Origin of the sequence: Flavonifractor sp. An306 (assembly GCF_002159455.1) — a bacterium.
Lineage (GTDB): Bacteria > Bacillota > Clostridia > Oscillospirales > Oscillospiraceae > Flavonifractor.
On record NZ_NFIQ01000078.1, the window covers coordinates 1 to 15678 of the forward strand.

The 15678-nt window shown below is 56.3% G+C and carries 19 protein-coding genes and 2 pseudogenes; 9 read left to right on the forward strand and 12 right to left on the reverse strand.

Annotated elements, in window-relative coordinates; genetic code table 11:
• Positions 1 to 560 (reverse strand): annotated as a pseudogene (locus B5F88_RS20355) (hypothetical protein); the annotation flags it as partial.
• Positions 550 to 1686 (reverse strand): peptidylprolyl isomerase, encoded by a 1137-nt coding sequence (locus tag B5F88_RS15795; RefSeq protein ID WP_087348020.1) that lies wholly within the window; start codon positions 1684 to 1686, stop codon positions 550 to 552. The pseudogene B5F88_RS20355 and the gene B5F88_RS15795, both read right to left, overlap by 11 nt.
• Positions 1687 to 2076: 390 nt before the next feature.
• On the opposite strand from B5F88_RS15795, the gene B5F88_RS15800 reads away from it, so the two are divergent.
• The 4 genes from B5F88_RS15800 to B5F88_RS15820 all read left to right on the forward strand — a co-directional run bounded on the left by B5F88_RS15800 (position 2077) and on the right by B5F88_RS15820 (position 5303).
• Positions 2077 to 2937, forward strand: a complete 861-nt coding sequence (locus tag B5F88_RS15800; protein ID WP_162612213.1) for an AraC family transcriptional regulator — start codon at positions 2077 to 2079, stop codon at positions 2935 to 2937.
• A 40-nt stretch (positions 2938 to 2977) separates the two neighbouring features.
• The gene (locus B5F88_RS15805; protein WP_087348025.1) at positions 2978 to 3337 is read left to right on the forward strand and encodes a hypothetical protein; all 360 of its coding nucleotides are present in this window, start codon (positions 2978 to 2980) and stop codon (positions 3335 to 3337) included.
• A gap of 490 nt (positions 3338 to 3827) precedes the next feature.
• The gene (locus B5F88_RS15815; RefSeq protein ID WP_087348029.1) at positions 3828 to 4568 is read left to right on the forward strand and encodes an EFR1 family ferrodoxin; all 741 of its coding nucleotides are present in this window, start codon (positions 3828 to 3830) and stop codon (positions 4566 to 4568) included.
• Between the two features lie 12 nt (positions 4569 to 4580).
• Positions 4581 to 5303: an alpha/beta fold hydrolase gene (locus tag B5F88_RS15820; protein WP_087348030.1), complete on the forward strand. Its 723-nt coding sequence runs from the start codon at positions 4581 to 4583 to the stop codon at positions 5301 to 5303.
• A gap of 33 nt (positions 5304 to 5336) precedes the next feature.
• Here B5F88_RS15820 and B5F88_RS21835 read toward each other — a convergent pair whose 3' ends face one another.
• A complete protein-coding gene (locus B5F88_RS21835; protein WP_275532949.1) occupies positions 5337 to 5459 on the reverse strand; it encodes a hypothetical protein in 123 nt (40 codons plus the stop codon).
• 129 nt (positions 5460 to 5588) lie between these two features.
• Between B5F88_RS21835 and B5F88_RS21840 the strand changes: the two genes are divergently transcribed.
• From B5F88_RS21840 to B5F88_RS15840, 5 genes are all read left to right on the forward strand, one after another.
• Positions 5589 to 5714, forward strand: a complete 126-nt coding sequence (locus B5F88_RS21840; protein WP_275532950.1) for a hypothetical protein — start codon at positions 5589 to 5591, stop codon at positions 5712 to 5714.
• Between the two features lie 274 nt (positions 5715 to 5988).
• On the forward strand, positions 5989 to 6498 hold the full coding sequence (locus B5F88_RS15825) for a helix-turn-helix transcriptional regulator (RefSeq protein WP_087348033.1): 510 nt from the start codon (positions 5989 to 5991) through the stop codon (positions 6496 to 6498).
• 177 nt (positions 6499 to 6675) lie between these two features.
• Positions 6676 to 7035, forward strand: a complete 360-nt coding sequence (locus B5F88_RS15830) for a dihydropteridine reductase (RefSeq protein WP_087348036.1) — start codon at positions 6676 to 6678, stop codon at positions 7033 to 7035.
• A 17-nt stretch (positions 7036 to 7052) separates the two neighbouring features.
• Positions 7053 to 7652 (forward strand): TetR/AcrR family transcriptional regulator, encoded by a 600-nt coding sequence (locus tag B5F88_RS15835; protein ID WP_087348038.1) that lies wholly within the window; start codon positions 7053 to 7055, stop codon positions 7650 to 7652.
• A 272-nt stretch (positions 7653 to 7924) separates the two neighbouring features.
• The gene (locus B5F88_RS15840) at positions 7925 to 8485 is read left to right on the forward strand and encodes a flavin reductase family protein (protein WP_087348040.1); all 561 of its coding nucleotides are present in this window, start codon (positions 7925 to 7927) and stop codon (positions 8483 to 8485) included.
• A 75-nt stretch (positions 8486 to 8560) separates the two neighbouring features.
• Here B5F88_RS15840 and B5F88_RS15845 read toward each other — a convergent pair whose 3' ends face one another.
• The 9 genes and pseudogenes from B5F88_RS15845 to B5F88_RS15880 form a co-directional block, all read right to left on the reverse strand.
• Positions 8561 to 9220, reverse strand: coding sequence for a vWA domain-containing protein (locus B5F88_RS15845; protein WP_087348041.1), 660 nt, complete (start codon positions 9218 to 9220; stop codon positions 8561 to 8563).
• 98 nt (positions 9221 to 9318) lie between these two features.
• Positions 9319 to 9597, reverse strand: coding sequence for a hypothetical protein (locus B5F88_RS15850; RefSeq protein ID WP_087348043.1), 279 nt, complete (start codon positions 9595 to 9597; stop codon positions 9319 to 9321).
• The gene (locus B5F88_RS15855) at positions 9594 to 10592 is read right to left on the reverse strand and encodes an O-acetyl-ADP-ribose deacetylase (RefSeq protein ID WP_087348046.1); all 999 of its coding nucleotides are present in this window, start codon (positions 10590 to 10592) and stop codon (positions 9594 to 9596) included. The genes B5F88_RS15850 and B5F88_RS15855 overlap by 4 nt, the downstream gene beginning before the upstream one ends.
• A gap of 265 nt (positions 10593 to 10857) precedes the next feature.
• On the reverse strand, positions 10858 to 11247 hold the full coding sequence (locus B5F88_RS15860; protein ID WP_087348048.1) for an S-layer homology domain-containing protein: 390 nt from the start codon (positions 11245 to 11247) through the stop codon (positions 10858 to 10860).
• Positions 11220 to 11714: a hypothetical protein gene (locus B5F88_RS15865; protein ID WP_162612214.1), complete on the reverse strand. Its 495-nt coding sequence runs from the start codon at positions 11712 to 11714 to the stop codon at positions 11220 to 11222. The genes B5F88_RS15860 and B5F88_RS15865 overlap by 28 nt, the downstream gene beginning before the upstream one ends.
• Positions 11660 to 12508, reverse strand: a pseudogene (locus tag B5F88_RS15870) (AMP-binding protein); the annotation flags it as partial. The gene B5F88_RS15865 and the pseudogene B5F88_RS15870, both read right to left, overlap by 55 nt.
• Positions 12509 to 12591: 83 nt before the next feature.
• Positions 12592 to 14304, reverse strand: a complete 1713-nt coding sequence (locus B5F88_RS15875; protein ID WP_087348055.1) for a recombinase family protein — start codon at positions 14302 to 14304, stop codon at positions 12592 to 12594.
• A gap of 36 nt (positions 14305 to 14340) precedes the next feature.
• The gene (locus tag B5F88_RS20785; RefSeq protein WP_162612215.1) at positions 14341 to 14496 is read right to left on the reverse strand and encodes a hypothetical protein; all 156 of its coding nucleotides are present in this window, start codon (positions 14494 to 14496) and stop codon (positions 14341 to 14343) included.
• A gap of 49 nt (positions 14497 to 14545) precedes the next feature.
• Positions 14546 to 15478, reverse strand: a complete 933-nt coding sequence (locus B5F88_RS15880) for a site-specific integrase (RefSeq protein ID WP_162612216.1) — start codon at positions 15476 to 15478, stop codon at positions 14546 to 14548.
• Positions 15479 to 15678: the final 200 nt, after the last annotated feature.

Genomic DNA, 15678 nt, shown 5'->3' on the forward strand with positions numbered 1-15678 from the left:
AGGTTCCGGTTGGTCATGGCGATGTTGTTGAGCTCAATGTACTCGCAGTCGTACAGCAAAATGGACGAGGACACATAGCCCCGGTAGACATGCTGGGCATTGTCCAGCGTTGTGCCGTAGTCCTGATACCAGATGCCCTGCCCGTTGGTGTTGATCACGGGCAATGCCGCACTGCTGTCGCCATAGGCGTCGATCACGATCGGCGCCTCCTGCGTCCCTTTGACTCCCTGCAGATGCAAAAATTCGTTGTTAAAAATAGAACCCCGCTCCAGATACACTTTGTCGCCAGCCTGGAGCGTAATGTTCTTTTCTTCCAGCATATGCAGCGATGCCCACGCCTGCTCCTGACTTGTTCCGCTGTTGTTGTTATCGCCATGGAGCGTACTAAAGTAGTAGGTGGTTCCTCCGCTGCCCGCGGCGCTGGCCCGACCGGGAAGCCCAGATAAAGCGCCAACTGTGACCGCTATCCCGATCAGAAGAGTCAATACAGTTAACCATCGTTTTTTCATTGCTTCTTTCCCCCGTTTCATTCGTAAGGTTGTTGATCCATCATTTCCCATTCGCATCCTCCATTTCCTGTATGATAAACGACTCCAGTTCGGTCAGATCCGCCTCTATGGTCAGTGAATCAGCGGTCTGCTGGAGCAAGGTTTCATACCGTTCTTTCCGCATCTGGCTTAATATGACACTTTGGACCTGTTCAAAGGGCTGATAGTCATATTCCACACGGCTGGTACATTGGACAAGAAATAAATAACCATTGAGTTCGACCAAACCGGTGTCCTCGCCTGGTTGCAGATCCCACCCAAGCTCCATCACATCTCCAATCGCACGGCTATAGGAGGCCACCTGATCAGAGAGGATATCCACATGAGTCATATAGGGGGTTAGGGCATGATAGGCCGCCGCCTGCTGCTGCAGTTCTTTTCCTTGCGTCATTTCCTGTGCCAGTTGAGCTGCCTGCGTCTGGACAACCTGTTTCTGACTGTCATCCAACTGGTTGAGGTCCACCTTCAGGTAAGAAAACGATATATCGTCATACTTCTGGTACTGGTCGAGATGTTCTTGATAATATTCATATAATTGGGATTGGCTGATATCCATGCCAGGATGGGCTGCATCGGAGCAGTACTGAGAAGCGATCCAATCCGTTTCATAGGAGAGATAGGTCTGCAGGGTATATGATTGCAGACCGTAGACATGCTCTCCTGCCTCCAGTTTGGCGCTTCGCAGGTCATTTTCTGTTTCCATACGCTCCGTCACACCACCCAAGCCCCCATCCAGGCCGAAGCCGCACGATTGAGCAAGCTGATAAGCGGCAGCTAATTCCTGCAATTCCTGCATTGTGTCATCCAGCAGAGCCCGGGCGGGGGATTTTCCCTCAACTTCTGTACGCCAGAAAGAGGTCTGGGCGGTAGACAGGCCCTGACTTGTGTACATAGAGACCACCTCAGAGCGGTTCTGCTGCATGACCAAGCAAAACACATCTGAAGGTACGGTTTGGTCGCCGATTTTCAGCGAAATATCAGATTGTGGAGCCCTCTTCACAAGGAGCACAACTATCATTCCGCACAGAGCAAGCCCAGCCACAGCAATCAGCTTCCATAATATAGGGAAACGAGGCTTTTGGGGGTGTTGCCGCTGATGAGGGCGTGCCTTGTCTTTCTTTTTTGGAGGATTGCCCATAAGTCACCTCATGATCATAATTGTAATGCATGTTGCCGGATGTAAGGAACAGGGCCGAAAATGATGCGGTACCCTTTAATTAAAGTTAAGTATAAGGCTATTTCCATTATATTTCTTATCTAATTCTGAACAAAACAAATCATTTTTATATAATTTTGCACTCTGACGTTTTTTCTAACTATTAAGCAAATCGCAATGCGTTATTTTGGCTATTTTAACCAAAGGATTTTATTATATTTAGGAATAGCTCTTGCATCCTTTCCGGAAAAAAGCTAAGATAAAAAATAGATTTTATATTTTTTTGCATACATGGCAGCAACCATGATGTTACCCCCACAGGGAAGCTGTTGCCGGTACTATGCCGCTTTTTGGATAGGAGATGTTTTGCTTGTGGATACCAATCTGGCCCAGGCAATTGTTTTAAACAATGCCATTGCACAACAATTTCCACCCCATTACCGTTTTGATACCCACTTTCATCGCTCTGTGGAGCTGTTGCTGTGTAAAAGCGGCACAATTTCTTTTGCCATTCAGGGCAGTGAGCAAATCTTAAATCCTGGGCAATATATTGTTATTTTTCCGAATATCCCCCACGATACCGCTGCCCCTGGTGAAACAACCGCTCAGGCCTTACATATCCATTTTCACATTAAATCAGCCTGCTCCCTGTACGGCCAGCAACGCCCCGATGGAAATCAGCCATTTCTTATGGAGTTCATACTTAGCCGGTGGCCTTTTTTTCGGGGCGTTTGCTCGTCTCAGCTTCGGGCCTGTCTGGAGTGTATTTTTGAGGAGTTTCACACCTCGAATCAAAACAGTGACCGTCTCATGCAGCTGTACTGTGAGCAACTGCTTCTGCTGCTGGGCCGTGATCTTTTGGCACAATGCAAAGCAAACATGGATTTGTATGAAAACAGCTATTTGATGGACGCCATCTTATACATTAACCAGCACTGTTCAGAAAAACTGGTAGTGGGACAAATCGCAAAATACGCTGGCGTATCTCCACGCTATTTGACAAAACTCTTTCAAAAATACTTGGATTTGAGTATCTCAAGCTATATCACGTTTATCCGTATCAGTAAGTCCATTGATTATAAATGCAGTCATCCCAGCGCCACCATGGCAGAAATAGCTACTGAATTTGGTTTTTCCAGCCAGCAGCATTTTACAAAAGCATTTAAAAATACCATGGGGATTACACCAAGAAATTACTTTTTGGAGAGAATTGGCGGCGATAAGTCTTACTAAAGGGTACAGGCTGAGACCTGATACGCAGGAGGACGGACGCATGGAGTTTAAGGGATTACCTTACTATTGGGGCGCAATTGCGGCCACAAAATGTATAAAAGCGATTCTGTTTGCGTTCCTGCCCGGAAAACATGGAGACAAGGCGACACTGGATGCCTGCACAGGATGGATCAGGCATATGGGGCGCTTTTATGAAAACAGGACTTACACATTTGTTCTGGATGCCAGGTTGACCAAAGGCGAGGCGGAAGTCCAGCTGCTGGATCAGGAAAAACAGCCGCTGTTGAAACTCAGCCGGCAAACCCCCTCCCAGTCGATTCACTTGGAGGGGAAAACCAGCCGATACTATCTGCATTGGGCCTTTCAGCACGCTTCCGGGAAATGTGAACTGCGCTGGTGAAGGCAGCTGCCCACGGACCCAGACGCCAATGTCCATACATCCATGGACCCAAGGCGATGAAGCATCCCTTCGTGCGGTCAAAGAAAGCCTCCGCCGGGAGGAGGGATACCTGATATACAACCCGGCAACGTGGGACTGAAAAAATGAGATGATCATTTGAGGGCTTCGTTTAAAAAAGAGGTTCGGCCTGTCTTTGTTGGCAGGCCGAACCTCTTTTCTTATCGAGGATTTTCACACTCCGCTGACTCAGGATATGACCGGCGCCTATGCCCAGCCCTGGCGGGTGCGCAAAACCGGGGACGCCTACCACTTTTATGCCGACTATAAACCGGGGCTCTCCAAGGGATATGTTCCCAACGGAAGGAATGCGAACTGGTTCTTTAAACGCCTGCTGGATGCTGGACGAGAACCACAATTGTCCTTAAGATTGACAGGTCTGGGAGCTGACGGTATGATACAACTATCACAGCGGAGGGAGCGCACGTAAACGATGATTTTCTATTTTTCCGGAACAGGCAACTCGGCGTGGACGGCCCGGCAGCTGGCCCGTCTCACCGGGGATAAGGCCTGTGATATTACCAACCTGAAAGAGCTGCCGGACATGGACAGCGCCAAGCAGCTTGGCTTTGTCTTTCCGGTCTACGCCTGGGGTGCCCCGGAGGTCATGGGGGCGTTTGTGAAAAAGCTGCCCAGACCCCAGGTATTTACCTTCGGCGTTTGCACCTGCGGCAGTGACGCTGGCCTTGCCATGAAGCAGCTTTCCAAGCTGTACCCTCTGAGCAGCAGCTATAGCCTGGTAATGCCCAACAACTACATCATCGGCTCGGATACCGATGACGAGGGCGAAATTTTGCGGAAGCTCACCGCCGCCCGGTCGGAACTGGAACGGATTTCCGGGGAGATCCAGCGGCAGGAGCCGGTATACCGCGTCCACGAAGGCGGACTGGCAGGTATCAAGTCCAGGTTCGTCAATTATGGGTTCAACAGATTTGCCCGAAGCGCAAAGTCCTTCTTTGCCGGGGACAGCTGCAACGGGTGCGGGCTGTGCGCGGGAAACTGCCCGGCCCATGCCATTACCCTCCGGGAGAGCAAGCCAGTCTGGGCGGCACAGTGTTATCAGTGCATGCGCTGCATCAACGAATGCCCCCAACAGGCCATCCAATACGGAAAGTCCACAGCCGGTCGGCGCCGCTACACCATCCGGGCCTATCTGCCCCAGGACGAGCAATGAGGTGAGCCCACCATGAAAACAAAGCCAATGTCCCGGCGCAAAAAGTGCCTTGTGGCGGTCGGGATCCTTCTCCTGCTCCTGGTCATTCTGACGGGCGTGTTTTTCTGGTATGTGTCCGATTACTACCGGGCGGAGGATGTGGCCCTGGAGGTGATGGCCCAGGACAGCAACATCACGGTACAGGACAATCTGACCATCCTCTCCCCCGCCTCTCCCACCGACACCGCCCTTATTTTCTACCCCGGCGCCAAGGTGGAAGCCGAGGCCTACCTGCCCCTGCTGGATCAGATCCGGCAGACAGGCGTTACCTGCATTTTGGTGCATATGCCCTTCCACATGGCGATTTTTGATGCCGATGCGGCGGAAGATGTGATGGCCCGGTTCCCTGAGTATCAGCACTGGTACATCTCCGGGCACTCTATGGGCGGGGCAATGGCATCCAAGTTTGCCTCCGACCATCCCGACCAGGTGGACGGCCTGATCCTGTTAGGCGCCTACATCTACGGCGACTATCCGGATGAAGATACTCTGACCATCTATGGCTCCCTCAACCAGAGTGTGGAGGAGCACATCGACTACACGGAGAACATCGTGGAGATTGAGGGCGGCAATCACGCCCAGTTCGGCAACTACGGCCCCCAGAAGGGGGATCTTCCCGCCGCTATCTCTGCCGAGGAACAGCAGAAGCAGACCGTGGAGGCCATTGAGGCATTTCTTGCACAAAGGGATCCTTAACAGAAAGCGGAGTGCTCACAGGCACTCCGCTTTTCATAGTTCTCGTTTCAGGCAGACCATGTCCGCCAGCCGCACCCCGCATTCGCAGATGGGATGGTCGTAGTGGTCGATCATATTTTCCTGCTCGTCCGCAAGATATAACACAATTTGTCCCATGGCGCTCCCCTTCTTTGTCCCTATTGTACCCGTTGGATACAAAAAAACAAGGCAAAAAGAAACATGACACACAGTTGTCCCGTTCCTATGCTATAATACAGACAGAAATGCGAAAGGCGGTGTACCCCCATGAAGGTGGAGCGGCTCATCGGTATCATGTCCATCCTGCTCCAGCGGGAGAAGGTCACCGCCCCGGAGATGCAGGCCATCCCGGCGGGCCGCAGAAGCCTGTACAGCGTCAGCGGCACCCAGTGAGGAGGATACCATGAAAGGAGCAGCCCCTGGCCGCTGTGGAGCTGCTTCAGGACGCGGCAGACCGTCGGGGCATCAGCCTGAAGCTGAATAAGAAACCGCAGAATTTACCGCAACGACCTACGATTCCCCCTTCGCTGGGCCTTCACCACGGAGAACGGCAATATGCCCAGCGCCTGGGATGGGACCTTTGAGGCGGTGGAAAGCCATGTTAATCTGCGTTGCTTGCGGCAACGGGCCGCTTTTCCTACAATGGGCGCGAAAGGAGTGAGCCCATATGCTGAACGAAAACATCAAAGTTCTCCGGAAATCCAAGGGCCTTTCCCAGCAGGAGCTTGCCGACAAGCTGAACGTGGTGCGGCAGACCGTCTCCAAATGGGAGCAAGGATTGTCCGTCCCGGACTCCGATCTGCTGCTCGCCCTGTCGGAGGCTTTGGAGACTCCCGTGAGCACGCTGCTGGGAGAGACAGTGGCGGAGTCGGAAGCGGATGAGGTCAAAGCCCTCTCGGAAAAGCTGGAGATCATCAACCTGCAGTTTGCCCGGAGAAAAGCCATGCGGCGCTCGGCCCTCCACTGGCTGCTCATTGCGCTGTGCGTGGGCATTCTGGCCGTCGCCGCAGTCCTGACTGCGGTGAACAGTCCTTATCTGGGCTGGGACTACAGCGCCCCGGAAACCGCCGTCATGGGCGTGATCATCCACGCCTTTGAATGGGGCTTTGTCCGCCTGGCGCCCTTTGCCCTGCTGGCGGCAATGATCGGTGTTTTTCTGACGCGGAAAAAAGTCTGAAACATCTTGTTGATGAGAGACACCCAGGCGCTGTGAGCCATTGAACGAAAGCCAAATCGAATACACAGTATCTAAAATCACCACGAATCCCAAACCGTGTCGTTCTCTTTCCGCCTCATATCCTTTAAGATCAGATTGTCAGCTGGAGCTGAACAATTCTTTTAAGGAGATTGCACCATGAACACGGATAAGATTTTTGCGGAAGCCATTGCCAACGAATACGCCCCCAAGGACACCTCCAAGGTCGTCGCCCTGCGGAAACTGGACCGCAAGGCCAAGGGCCCAGCCAATATCTTTGCCTACAGCTTCGGCACCGGGATGACCATGCTCCTGGGTCTGGGGATGTGCCTTTCCATGCGGGTAATCGGCGGGGGCGGCGTTCTGATGACAGGAGGCGGAATCCTTCTGGGCGTTTTGGGCATCGTCGGTGTGGGATTGAACTATCCCATCTACAAAAAGCTGCTCCGGATCGGCAAGGAAAAGTATGCCTTCGAGATCATGCAGCTGGCCCGGGAGATCAGTGAATCGGCAGAGTAACGCGAGGAGGGCGGCAGATGAACAAGTCCGAGAGCAAATACTTCAATACCGCCCTGCGGATGGATGAGGCGCTCATTGCATTGCTGGAGGAGAAAGACCTGGGGTATATCACAGTGAAGGAGATCTGCCGCCAGGCTGGGGTAAACCGCTCCACCTTCTACCTGCACTATGAGACCATTGCCGACCTGGTGGATGAGGCCCTGGAGATGATCAATCGGCGTTTCCTCTCCTATTTCCCCCAGCAGGAGGAGGATGTTCTGGGCAATCTGGGCAGCCGGAATCGGGAGGAGCTGGTTCTTGTGACCCGGGAATACCTGCTGCCCTACCTCCGCTTCATCCGGGACAACAAGAAGGTCTACCGGGCGGCCTTCCGGAATCCGGGCAGTATGGGCGCCAACGCACGCTATCGGGAGCTGAAGCAGCGCATTCTGGGGCCTATCCTGGAGCGGTTTGAGATCCCGGCCGCCCGCCGCCCTTACTACATTGCCTACTACATCGAGGGCATCGCCGCCATCGTCAAGGAGTGGCTGCGCCAGGACTGCGCCGACGAGGTGGAGATGATCGCCGACATCATCGAATCCTCTGTGCGTCCCAGAGATGGAAGCCATGAGAAATAAGGGCAGAGTCGTGCGCTTGCTCTGGGCGTGGCGGGCGGATTACATTGGTCAGACCTTTGTACCACGGGTATCCGGGCCTTTGCTACGGGTCTACGTGGTGCTCTTTGGATCTACTTCTCCCACATGGCTCTCCATCCTGTTGGACAAATCCGGTCCGGTTGGCTGCGGAAAGTATCCCCTATTATACCATAGCCATTTCTGGCGGGCCACCGCGCCCCATGTTCCAAAGGCGGAACTTGTGGTATAATGGGAAACTACAAGGAGGGATTGCTATGCGCAAGAATTTTGGAGCCAAGCCCTGGACTTATCCTCAGCCGGTCTTTATCCTGGCCACATATGATAAAGACGGTACCCCTGACGCCATGAATGCGGCCTGGGGCGGCATCAGCGAGGACAAGGAGCTGAGTATGTGCATCAGCGCAGGCCATAAAACCACCGCCAACATCCTGGCCCGCAAGGCGTTTACCGTGAGCATGGCTACGGCGGAGCAGGCGGTGGCCTGCGACTATGTGGGCATCGAGTCCGGCAACAAGGTGGCGGACAAGGTGGCAAAGGCCGGCTGGCACACCACCAAATCGGAATTTGTGGATGCCCCCCTCATCGACGAGCTGCCGATGGCGGTAGAGTGCCGCCTGGTGAGCTATGACCCGGAGAGCTGCCGTCTGGTGGGCGAGATCGTCAATGTAAGCGCCGACGAGTCTGTGCTGGATGAGAACGGAACCATTGACCCGGACAAGCTGCGGCCCATTACCTTTGACCCCATCCACAACGCATACCGTGTGCTGGGCGAAAAGGTGGCCAATGCCTTCCAGGACGGCGCAAAGCTGAAATAATCGCCGGATTTGATCCCAGGTACGAATGAGGGACGGAGGTGTAACCTCCGCCCCTTCATTTATTTTGACGGCAGATTATGGCCGTCCCTTCTTCTGCCGCTTGCGGAAGTCCTCCTCAATGGCATCCTTCCAGTGTTCATTCAGGGGCGCGCTGCACCGGACAGCTGCTACAGCCTGGCCCACCACCTCGTAGTTGAGGCGGGTGCCCTGGCTGTCGCAGTGGTAGTTCACCGCCCGGTCAGGCGCAATGCCCAAATGCCCCGCCGTCTCCACCGCGTCGATGTTGGCCCCCAGGAAGAGAAACTCCCAGCCATATTTCTCTTTCTGTCGCCGGATCATCTCCCTTACCCGATGAACAGAGTATCGGCGGCTGGCATTCTCCATGCCGTCGGTGGTGATGACAAAAAGGGTGTGCTCCGGCACATCCTCCGGACGGGCGTACTTGTGGATGTTCCCGATATGGTGAATGGCCCCGCCGATGGCGTCCAGCAGGGCGGTGCAGCCCCGGACATAGTACTCCTTTTCGGTGATGGCCTGCACCTCACCTATCTCCACCCGGTCGTGGAGCACCTCCGCTTGGTCATCAAAGAGGACGGTGGAAACGAAAGCCTCTCCAGGCTCCTTTTTCTGCTTTTCGAGCATGGCGTTAAAGCCGCCGATGGTGTCCCCCTCCAAGCCCTGCATGGAGCCGCTGCGGTCCAGAATAAACACCAGTTCCGTCAAATTCTTCTTCATAAAAATTCCCCCTATGCTGTGTTGTTTGGCTTACAAGCACAGTATAGGGGGAGTTTGATTGAGATGGGTCGCCTGGCGGGCGACAAAACGCTTCGCCATCAGAGCCTGCTCAGCAGCTTCCAGATGACGAGCAGACCAAGCACAGCAATCACAGCCGCCAAACGGTATTGCTTTTCTTTCACACCATGGCAGATTTCCAGAATCCAACTGATAAACTGCAGAACTACGCTCACAAAAACAAAGAGCATTCCCAACGGCGCCCCAAATTGAAAAACCGGATGGGGATATGCGGCTCCGGATAATACAACACCCAGCAGTATGACCAGCCCCAGAGCAGCCGACAGAGCAGAAAACTTGTTTATAGCATGGTGATTCACATGCCACCTCCCAGCAAACTCTGGTCAAAGGCGAACAGGGCTTCGTTGATCTCAAAGATATTGTAGTTTCTGTGGGCAATAAAATACTCCACAATGAGGTCAAACTTGCTGGCGTGGGAAAAGGCAAATCCCGCCTTCTCCAGCATCTCCCGGGCCTCCTCCAGGGGCAGTTCCAGAGCCACGGCGAAGGCCATGGCGGTGGGCTTGGAGGGCTTGTAGTGGATATCCGAGCGGATCTTGGAGAAGAGCTTGCGGTCAATGTTGGCCTTTTTGTAGCACTGGGCATCTGTCATGCCGCGCTCGTCGATCTTCCGCAGCAGCATCTGGGAAAAGCTCTCGTCCAGTTTGCTGAGGGCCTCATCCAGGCCGAAGGGAACTGCTGCGGCTGGAGCCCATTCTTCTTCCTCCATGGGCATGGAGGCCAGAGCCATCCGGCGGCGCTGGGTCTCCCGGCTGTCGCTATGGGCATCTACATAGCGGTCATCGATGTAGGCGGCAATGTCCGCAAAGAGCTTCCCACCGATGGTATAGGCGGCCCGGTCAAAGACCACCAGGTAGACCGTCATATCGTGGGCCATCAGAAAATCACCGATGGTATCCACGGCCACCTTCAAAGCCTGATCTTTGGGGTAGCCGTACACGCCGGAGGAAATTAAGGGGAACGCTATGCTCTCACACTGATGGACCAAAGCCAGGTCCAGAGAGGAACGATAGGCCGAGGCCAGCAGTTCCCGCTCCCCGTGGCTGCCGCCCCGCCAGATGGGGCCTACGGTGTGGATCACAAACTTTGCCGGCAAGCGGTAGCCCTTTGTGAGCTTGGCCTGCCCGGTTTTACAGCCGCCCAGGGCGCGGCACTCGGAAAGTAACTCCGGTCCGGCGGCCCGGTGGATGGCGCCGGCCACACCTCCGCCACCCAGCAGGCTCTCGCCGGCGGCATTCACAACAGCGTCCACCTTCATGGTGGTAATATCGCTTCGCACCATCTGCAGGGGCATGACGGCACCTCCTCGCATTCTGGCGTCATCATACCACAAGCGGCTCTTCCTGGCAATCCAGCGGCGTATTTGGTAAGCGGATTCTGTGTTACTTCAGAAGCGTGCTCCACCACCTCATTGCTCAGGTCCGGTTCAGTTTGGCAGCGGCTTTCCTCAATATGATCACGCTTCGCGCCTTTGAGACGGCGGTGGAGCCGGGCCGGTGTTTCCGGCAGTATCTCGGATAAATCAATTTACTCTCTGTGCGGCTGCATGGAAGGGGGCATCACGGTCCAGCGCTGTAAGAACTGCGGCCGCTGCTTTCCACAAGCCGCATAAGAATGGTGGCCACCTGGGCTCTGGTAGCCTGGGTCTGAGGACTGAGGGTGGTGGCTGTGGTGCCGCCAATGATGCCCTGTTCCACGCACCAGGCCATGGCCTGAGCGGCCCAATCGCTGACACCGGCTGCGTCCGCATAACCAGAGAGGCTATTTGCTGCGGGTTCGCCCGCGTACCGCCACAACATCGTGGCCAGTTGCTCCCGGGTGAGGGAATTGTCCATGTTGGTGCCGTCGGAGATGCCGTTTTCCATGGCCCACTGCCGCCCGGCTTCATACCAGATGCTTCCGGTGCTGGTATCCACACCCTCTAACCGTGCCAGACCGGTGAAGAGCATGGCCCCTGGTCATGGGAATATCCGGAGCGAAGACATGCTCCTCTATTCCGGCAAACAGACCGTTGGCAGCGGTAAACCGCACCGTTTCCGGTGTCGGCAATGTACACGGTGCCCTGGTTATCTACCGCCAGGCCCGTGGGGGAGTCAAAGGCAGCCTGCTCCCCTGTGCCATCGCAGAAGTCCGCCCTGCCGGTACCGGCACCGGTGCAGACCTTCTCCTCAACCAGATCCAGATACCGGAGCACATGGTTGCCGGTGTCGGACACCAGGAAACCGCCGTCATAGGGCACGATGGCCCAGGGCTCCGAGAAGGCGGCCTGGGCAAAGGGCCCGTCGTTGTAGCCCGCCACCGGCTGGCCGGAGAGATCGGCGACCTCCATGCGCCCGGTGAGGAGGACGGCCTCCCCATCTTCTACCGTCCAGATGGCCCGGTAACAAACACATGACGGCAGGTTTCCGGAGGGCATGTGTAGTCTGCTTTTGGGGCAATGTCCTCCGCCAGCACACATTCGCCCCACAGGTCCGTTGTTCGCTCCCCTGTCCTGCCGTTCAGCAGGTCGCTGAGATAGGCTGCGATCCCACACACCGTTGGGGCGGCCAGGTGCGGAAAGTCTGCATCGGGACGGCACTCTGCGCAGAGAACAGACCGCTCCTTCCCGCCGTGGTGGACGGAAAATACCGTCATTCCTGCGGGAGACAGCGCCACACCCTCGCCGCACAGCTGGAGGATGATGTCGCTGGGAAAGATGTTTTTACCGCCGATAATGATCATTTCCTTGATCCGCCCGGTGAGATAGAGCTGGTCTTCCCAGAGCGTTCCCATATCCCCTGTGCGGTAAAACTGTCCGTCCAGCCCGGGGATCACGGTTTCAAAGGCCCGGCTCTCCTCCGGGTTTCTCCAGTAGCCAGCGCAGACGTTGGCGCCCCGCAGGCAGATCTCCCCGATCTCCCCCTCCCGGCAGGGGGAGCCGTCTGTCCGCACCGCCACCACCTGCATATCCGCCGCCGGGCGGCCCAGGCTTACGATGGTTTTTTCCCCGTTGGGATCCGGCTGAAAGCGGCCCCGCCGGTATGCTTCCAGGGAGATGGCGGCGCTGCGGTAATCCCGGCTGGACAAGGTGGCCACACACACGCACTCGGACAGGCCATAGCCGGGGGCGAAGGTGTCGTGGGACAGCTGAAACAGCTTACAGAAGCGGTCCACTGTATGGGAGTCCACCGTCTCCGAGCCGTTGATCAGCCGCTGCATATGGCTCAGGTCGTATGCGGCGGCATCCCTTGGTGTTCCTTCTCCATCTCAAAGGGGGTTGGGGCCAAATTCCTTGTCACTGTTCGACAAAATCGTCATGCCGAATTTGGCTCATTGTCCAAATTTTCGCTCTGTTTTAAGATGGAGACATCAACGGGCAGAGCCCGCGTCGCGTCCCCCTGCATCTCTCCGATGAACTTGTAAAAGATGCGGATGCTTTGCCGGTAGGGCTGATTGCGGTGGGTGGCCTTCACGGTGCCGTCGGGATATTCCTTGGGGCCCACCTCGATCTTCTCCACAAAGGTTAGGAGAATGTCCCGGTTCAGCTCTGGGATCTGGGTGTACTCCCTGGCCAGGGCGAAAAAGCGGCGATAGTTTTCCTCCACCTCATGGGCAGGGCTGACCACGCTCAGTTCGGCCAAAGTCGCCTTCAGCCCAGCGGACTCCTTCTCCAAGTCGGCCATCATCCGCCGGAGCCGGTCGTCGTCCAGGCGGCCCTCGGCGTTGTCCAGATAGAGCTTGCCCACCATCTTGTCGATGGTCAACAGCCGGGCCTCCGCCTGCTCCCGCTGGAGTTTCTTCGCTTTGAGGACTTCCTCGCTGCCAAAGCGCTTGAGAGCCTCTTTTACCATTTGCTCCATCTGGTCATCCGTCATGGACAGCAGGCCGTTCAGATCCTGCCGCACCACCTCCAACAGGTCGGCGTACCGCACCCGGACGCCGGTGCAGGGCTCAGCAATATCCTGCCGCTGGTGGGTGCAGGAGAGATACCAGTACTTTTCCCGCTCCCCCTTGTAGACTGTGCCGCAGGAGCACAGGGAATGGCCGCACCTGGCACAGACGGCGATGCCGGAGAAGATGCTTTTGCGTACCTGATCGTAGGCCCGGTAGTCCCGGCTGCCCCGGCCCAGATTCTGCTGGGCCCGCTCATAGAGCTGCTGCGTGACCAGGGGCGGGTGGGTGTTCTCCGTCACCGCCCAGTCATCCCGGGGGACCGGGACTTTTTTCTTGGACTTCACGCTGACCTTTTTGCTTTTGCCCAGCAGGGTATGGCCCAGATAGACCGGATTTTTCAAGATGCGTTTCACCGTGGTGTAGTTCCACACATCGCTGGCCCGGGCGGCGCCCTCCCGGCTGAACTCGTCCCGGTACAGCACCCGGTACTTCAGCGGCGGGATGATTCCGTCGGCATTCAGATCCAGGGCGATTTTCCGGGAGGAATCCCCCTTGGCCGCCCGCTCGAAGATGCGCCGTACCACCGGGGCGGTCTGCTCGTCGGGGGCCAGACGGTGCTTGTCCTCCCGGTCCTTTCGGTAGCCATAGGGCGGACAGGCGCAGTACTGGCCGCTCTCCCGCTTGCTGCGGAGCACATCCTTTACCTTCCGGGAGCCGTCCCGCAGGTAGACCTCGTTCATGGCGAACAGGAAGGGGGCCATGATGTTTTCACGCTCGGTGTCGAAGTTGTCCCCAATGGCAATATAGTGGATGCCGTGCTCCGGGAAGAATTGCTCGGCATAGTAGCTGGCCTCCCGCATATCGCGGCCCAGTCGGCTGAGGTCCTTGGTAATGACCGTGTTGGCCTTGCCCTGGGAGAGCTGACGCATCATCTCCTGGAACGCCGGCCGGTCGAAGTTTCCCCCGGAGTAGCCGTCGTCCACGAACTCCCGCACCAGGGTGATGCCGTTCTGCTTGCAGTAGTTCTGTACAATCATGCGCTGATTGGTGATACTGGAGGACTCGCCGCCCTGGGCCTCCTCGTTGGACAGCCGCAGATAGGCGAACCCCAGCGTCAATTTGTCGGTTCTCATCCTCGCCTCCTTACGACGAACCGACCCACAAGGCCATTATACGACCTCGGGGTGCCCTTCGTCAAAGGGAGGATCTTCCGCCATCCGCTTGACCAGCCGTTCCGCCACCAGTTCCGAGGCGGGGCGTGTCCCGGCATAGACCCGGCTGACCTGATATGTGACCTGTCCCAGTGTGATCTCTTGTTGTTCCATACATTCGCCTCCAGGAGTAGTTTGGCCCGGACGTTTGAGATTCATTCCGTTATTTCCCATGGCGCTCACCCTTGGGCAGAGAGGCTAGATAGATGTTGGTCACATCGGCCCGCTCGTGGCCCAGCAGCCGGGATACGACGAAGTGGGCGTCCAGGGCGCTCATACCGCTGCCGACAAGCTCCTTGTATTTCTTTGCCGCGTAGGTATGTCGGAGCCCGTGGAAGGTCAAGGGCCGGTCGGAGCCCGCGTCCCGCACCTCGTCCCGGTGTTTCATGATGAAGAGCTGCAACAGGTTGATGGCCCGGTCGGTGTGCATATCGTCGGGTACCAGCAGTTTATGGCCTCGGGGAGTACGGTCCAGCTGTTTCCTCATGGCGACGGCGATCTGTTCGTTGATAGGAACGGTGCGGACCTTGCCGCCCTTTCCCTTGATGGTGATGGCGTTTTCCCGGAGCGCCTGCTCCGCCGTGGCGGTGTCGATGCGGAAGCACTCGTGGATGCGCAGACCGGCATACCGGCCCAGATAGAGGACCAGGATGAAGTCATAGCGGTCCTCGGCCAGCGCCTTGCCCAGCATCTTGTTGAACTCGATGTTGCTCCAGGTGCGGTCCACGCCGCCGAAACAGCGCCGCTCCAGTTCCACGGCCAGTTCCTCGTTGGAAGGCAGCTGATACTTGGGCCGGCTCATTTTGTCGTGGAAGAACCGGATAGCCGCCAGGTCTGTCTTGATGGTGGAGGCGGACTTGCCGCTCTCCTGCATCCAGAAGGCATAACTGGTCAGGTGCTTGCCGCTGATGTTCTCCAGCTTTTGCAGATGATACTCGTCCGCAAGGAACACGCAGAACCGCTTGAACGCCTCGTAGTATAAACCTCCGTTTCGGTGTTGGGTGAACGAGTGACCGAAACGGGGGCTGGCGGAGAGCGGCACCCAGGGGAGCCGCCCCGTACCTCTGGACAAAGTGTCCAGAAGTCGGACAAACAAAATGCGCCTGCGCGACACAAGGCCACGCAAGCGCATGAAATGACAAATTCATTTATGTACTGCCAAATTTCGCATCCACCGCCGGACTGATCGATAAGGTACAATAATTTTCGCAAATTGAAAAAAGGATGAGAAGAGACATGGTTTGCAGAACTCTGGTAGAATGAAGTCGCGACACACCATTCTGAAAGGAGACAGCA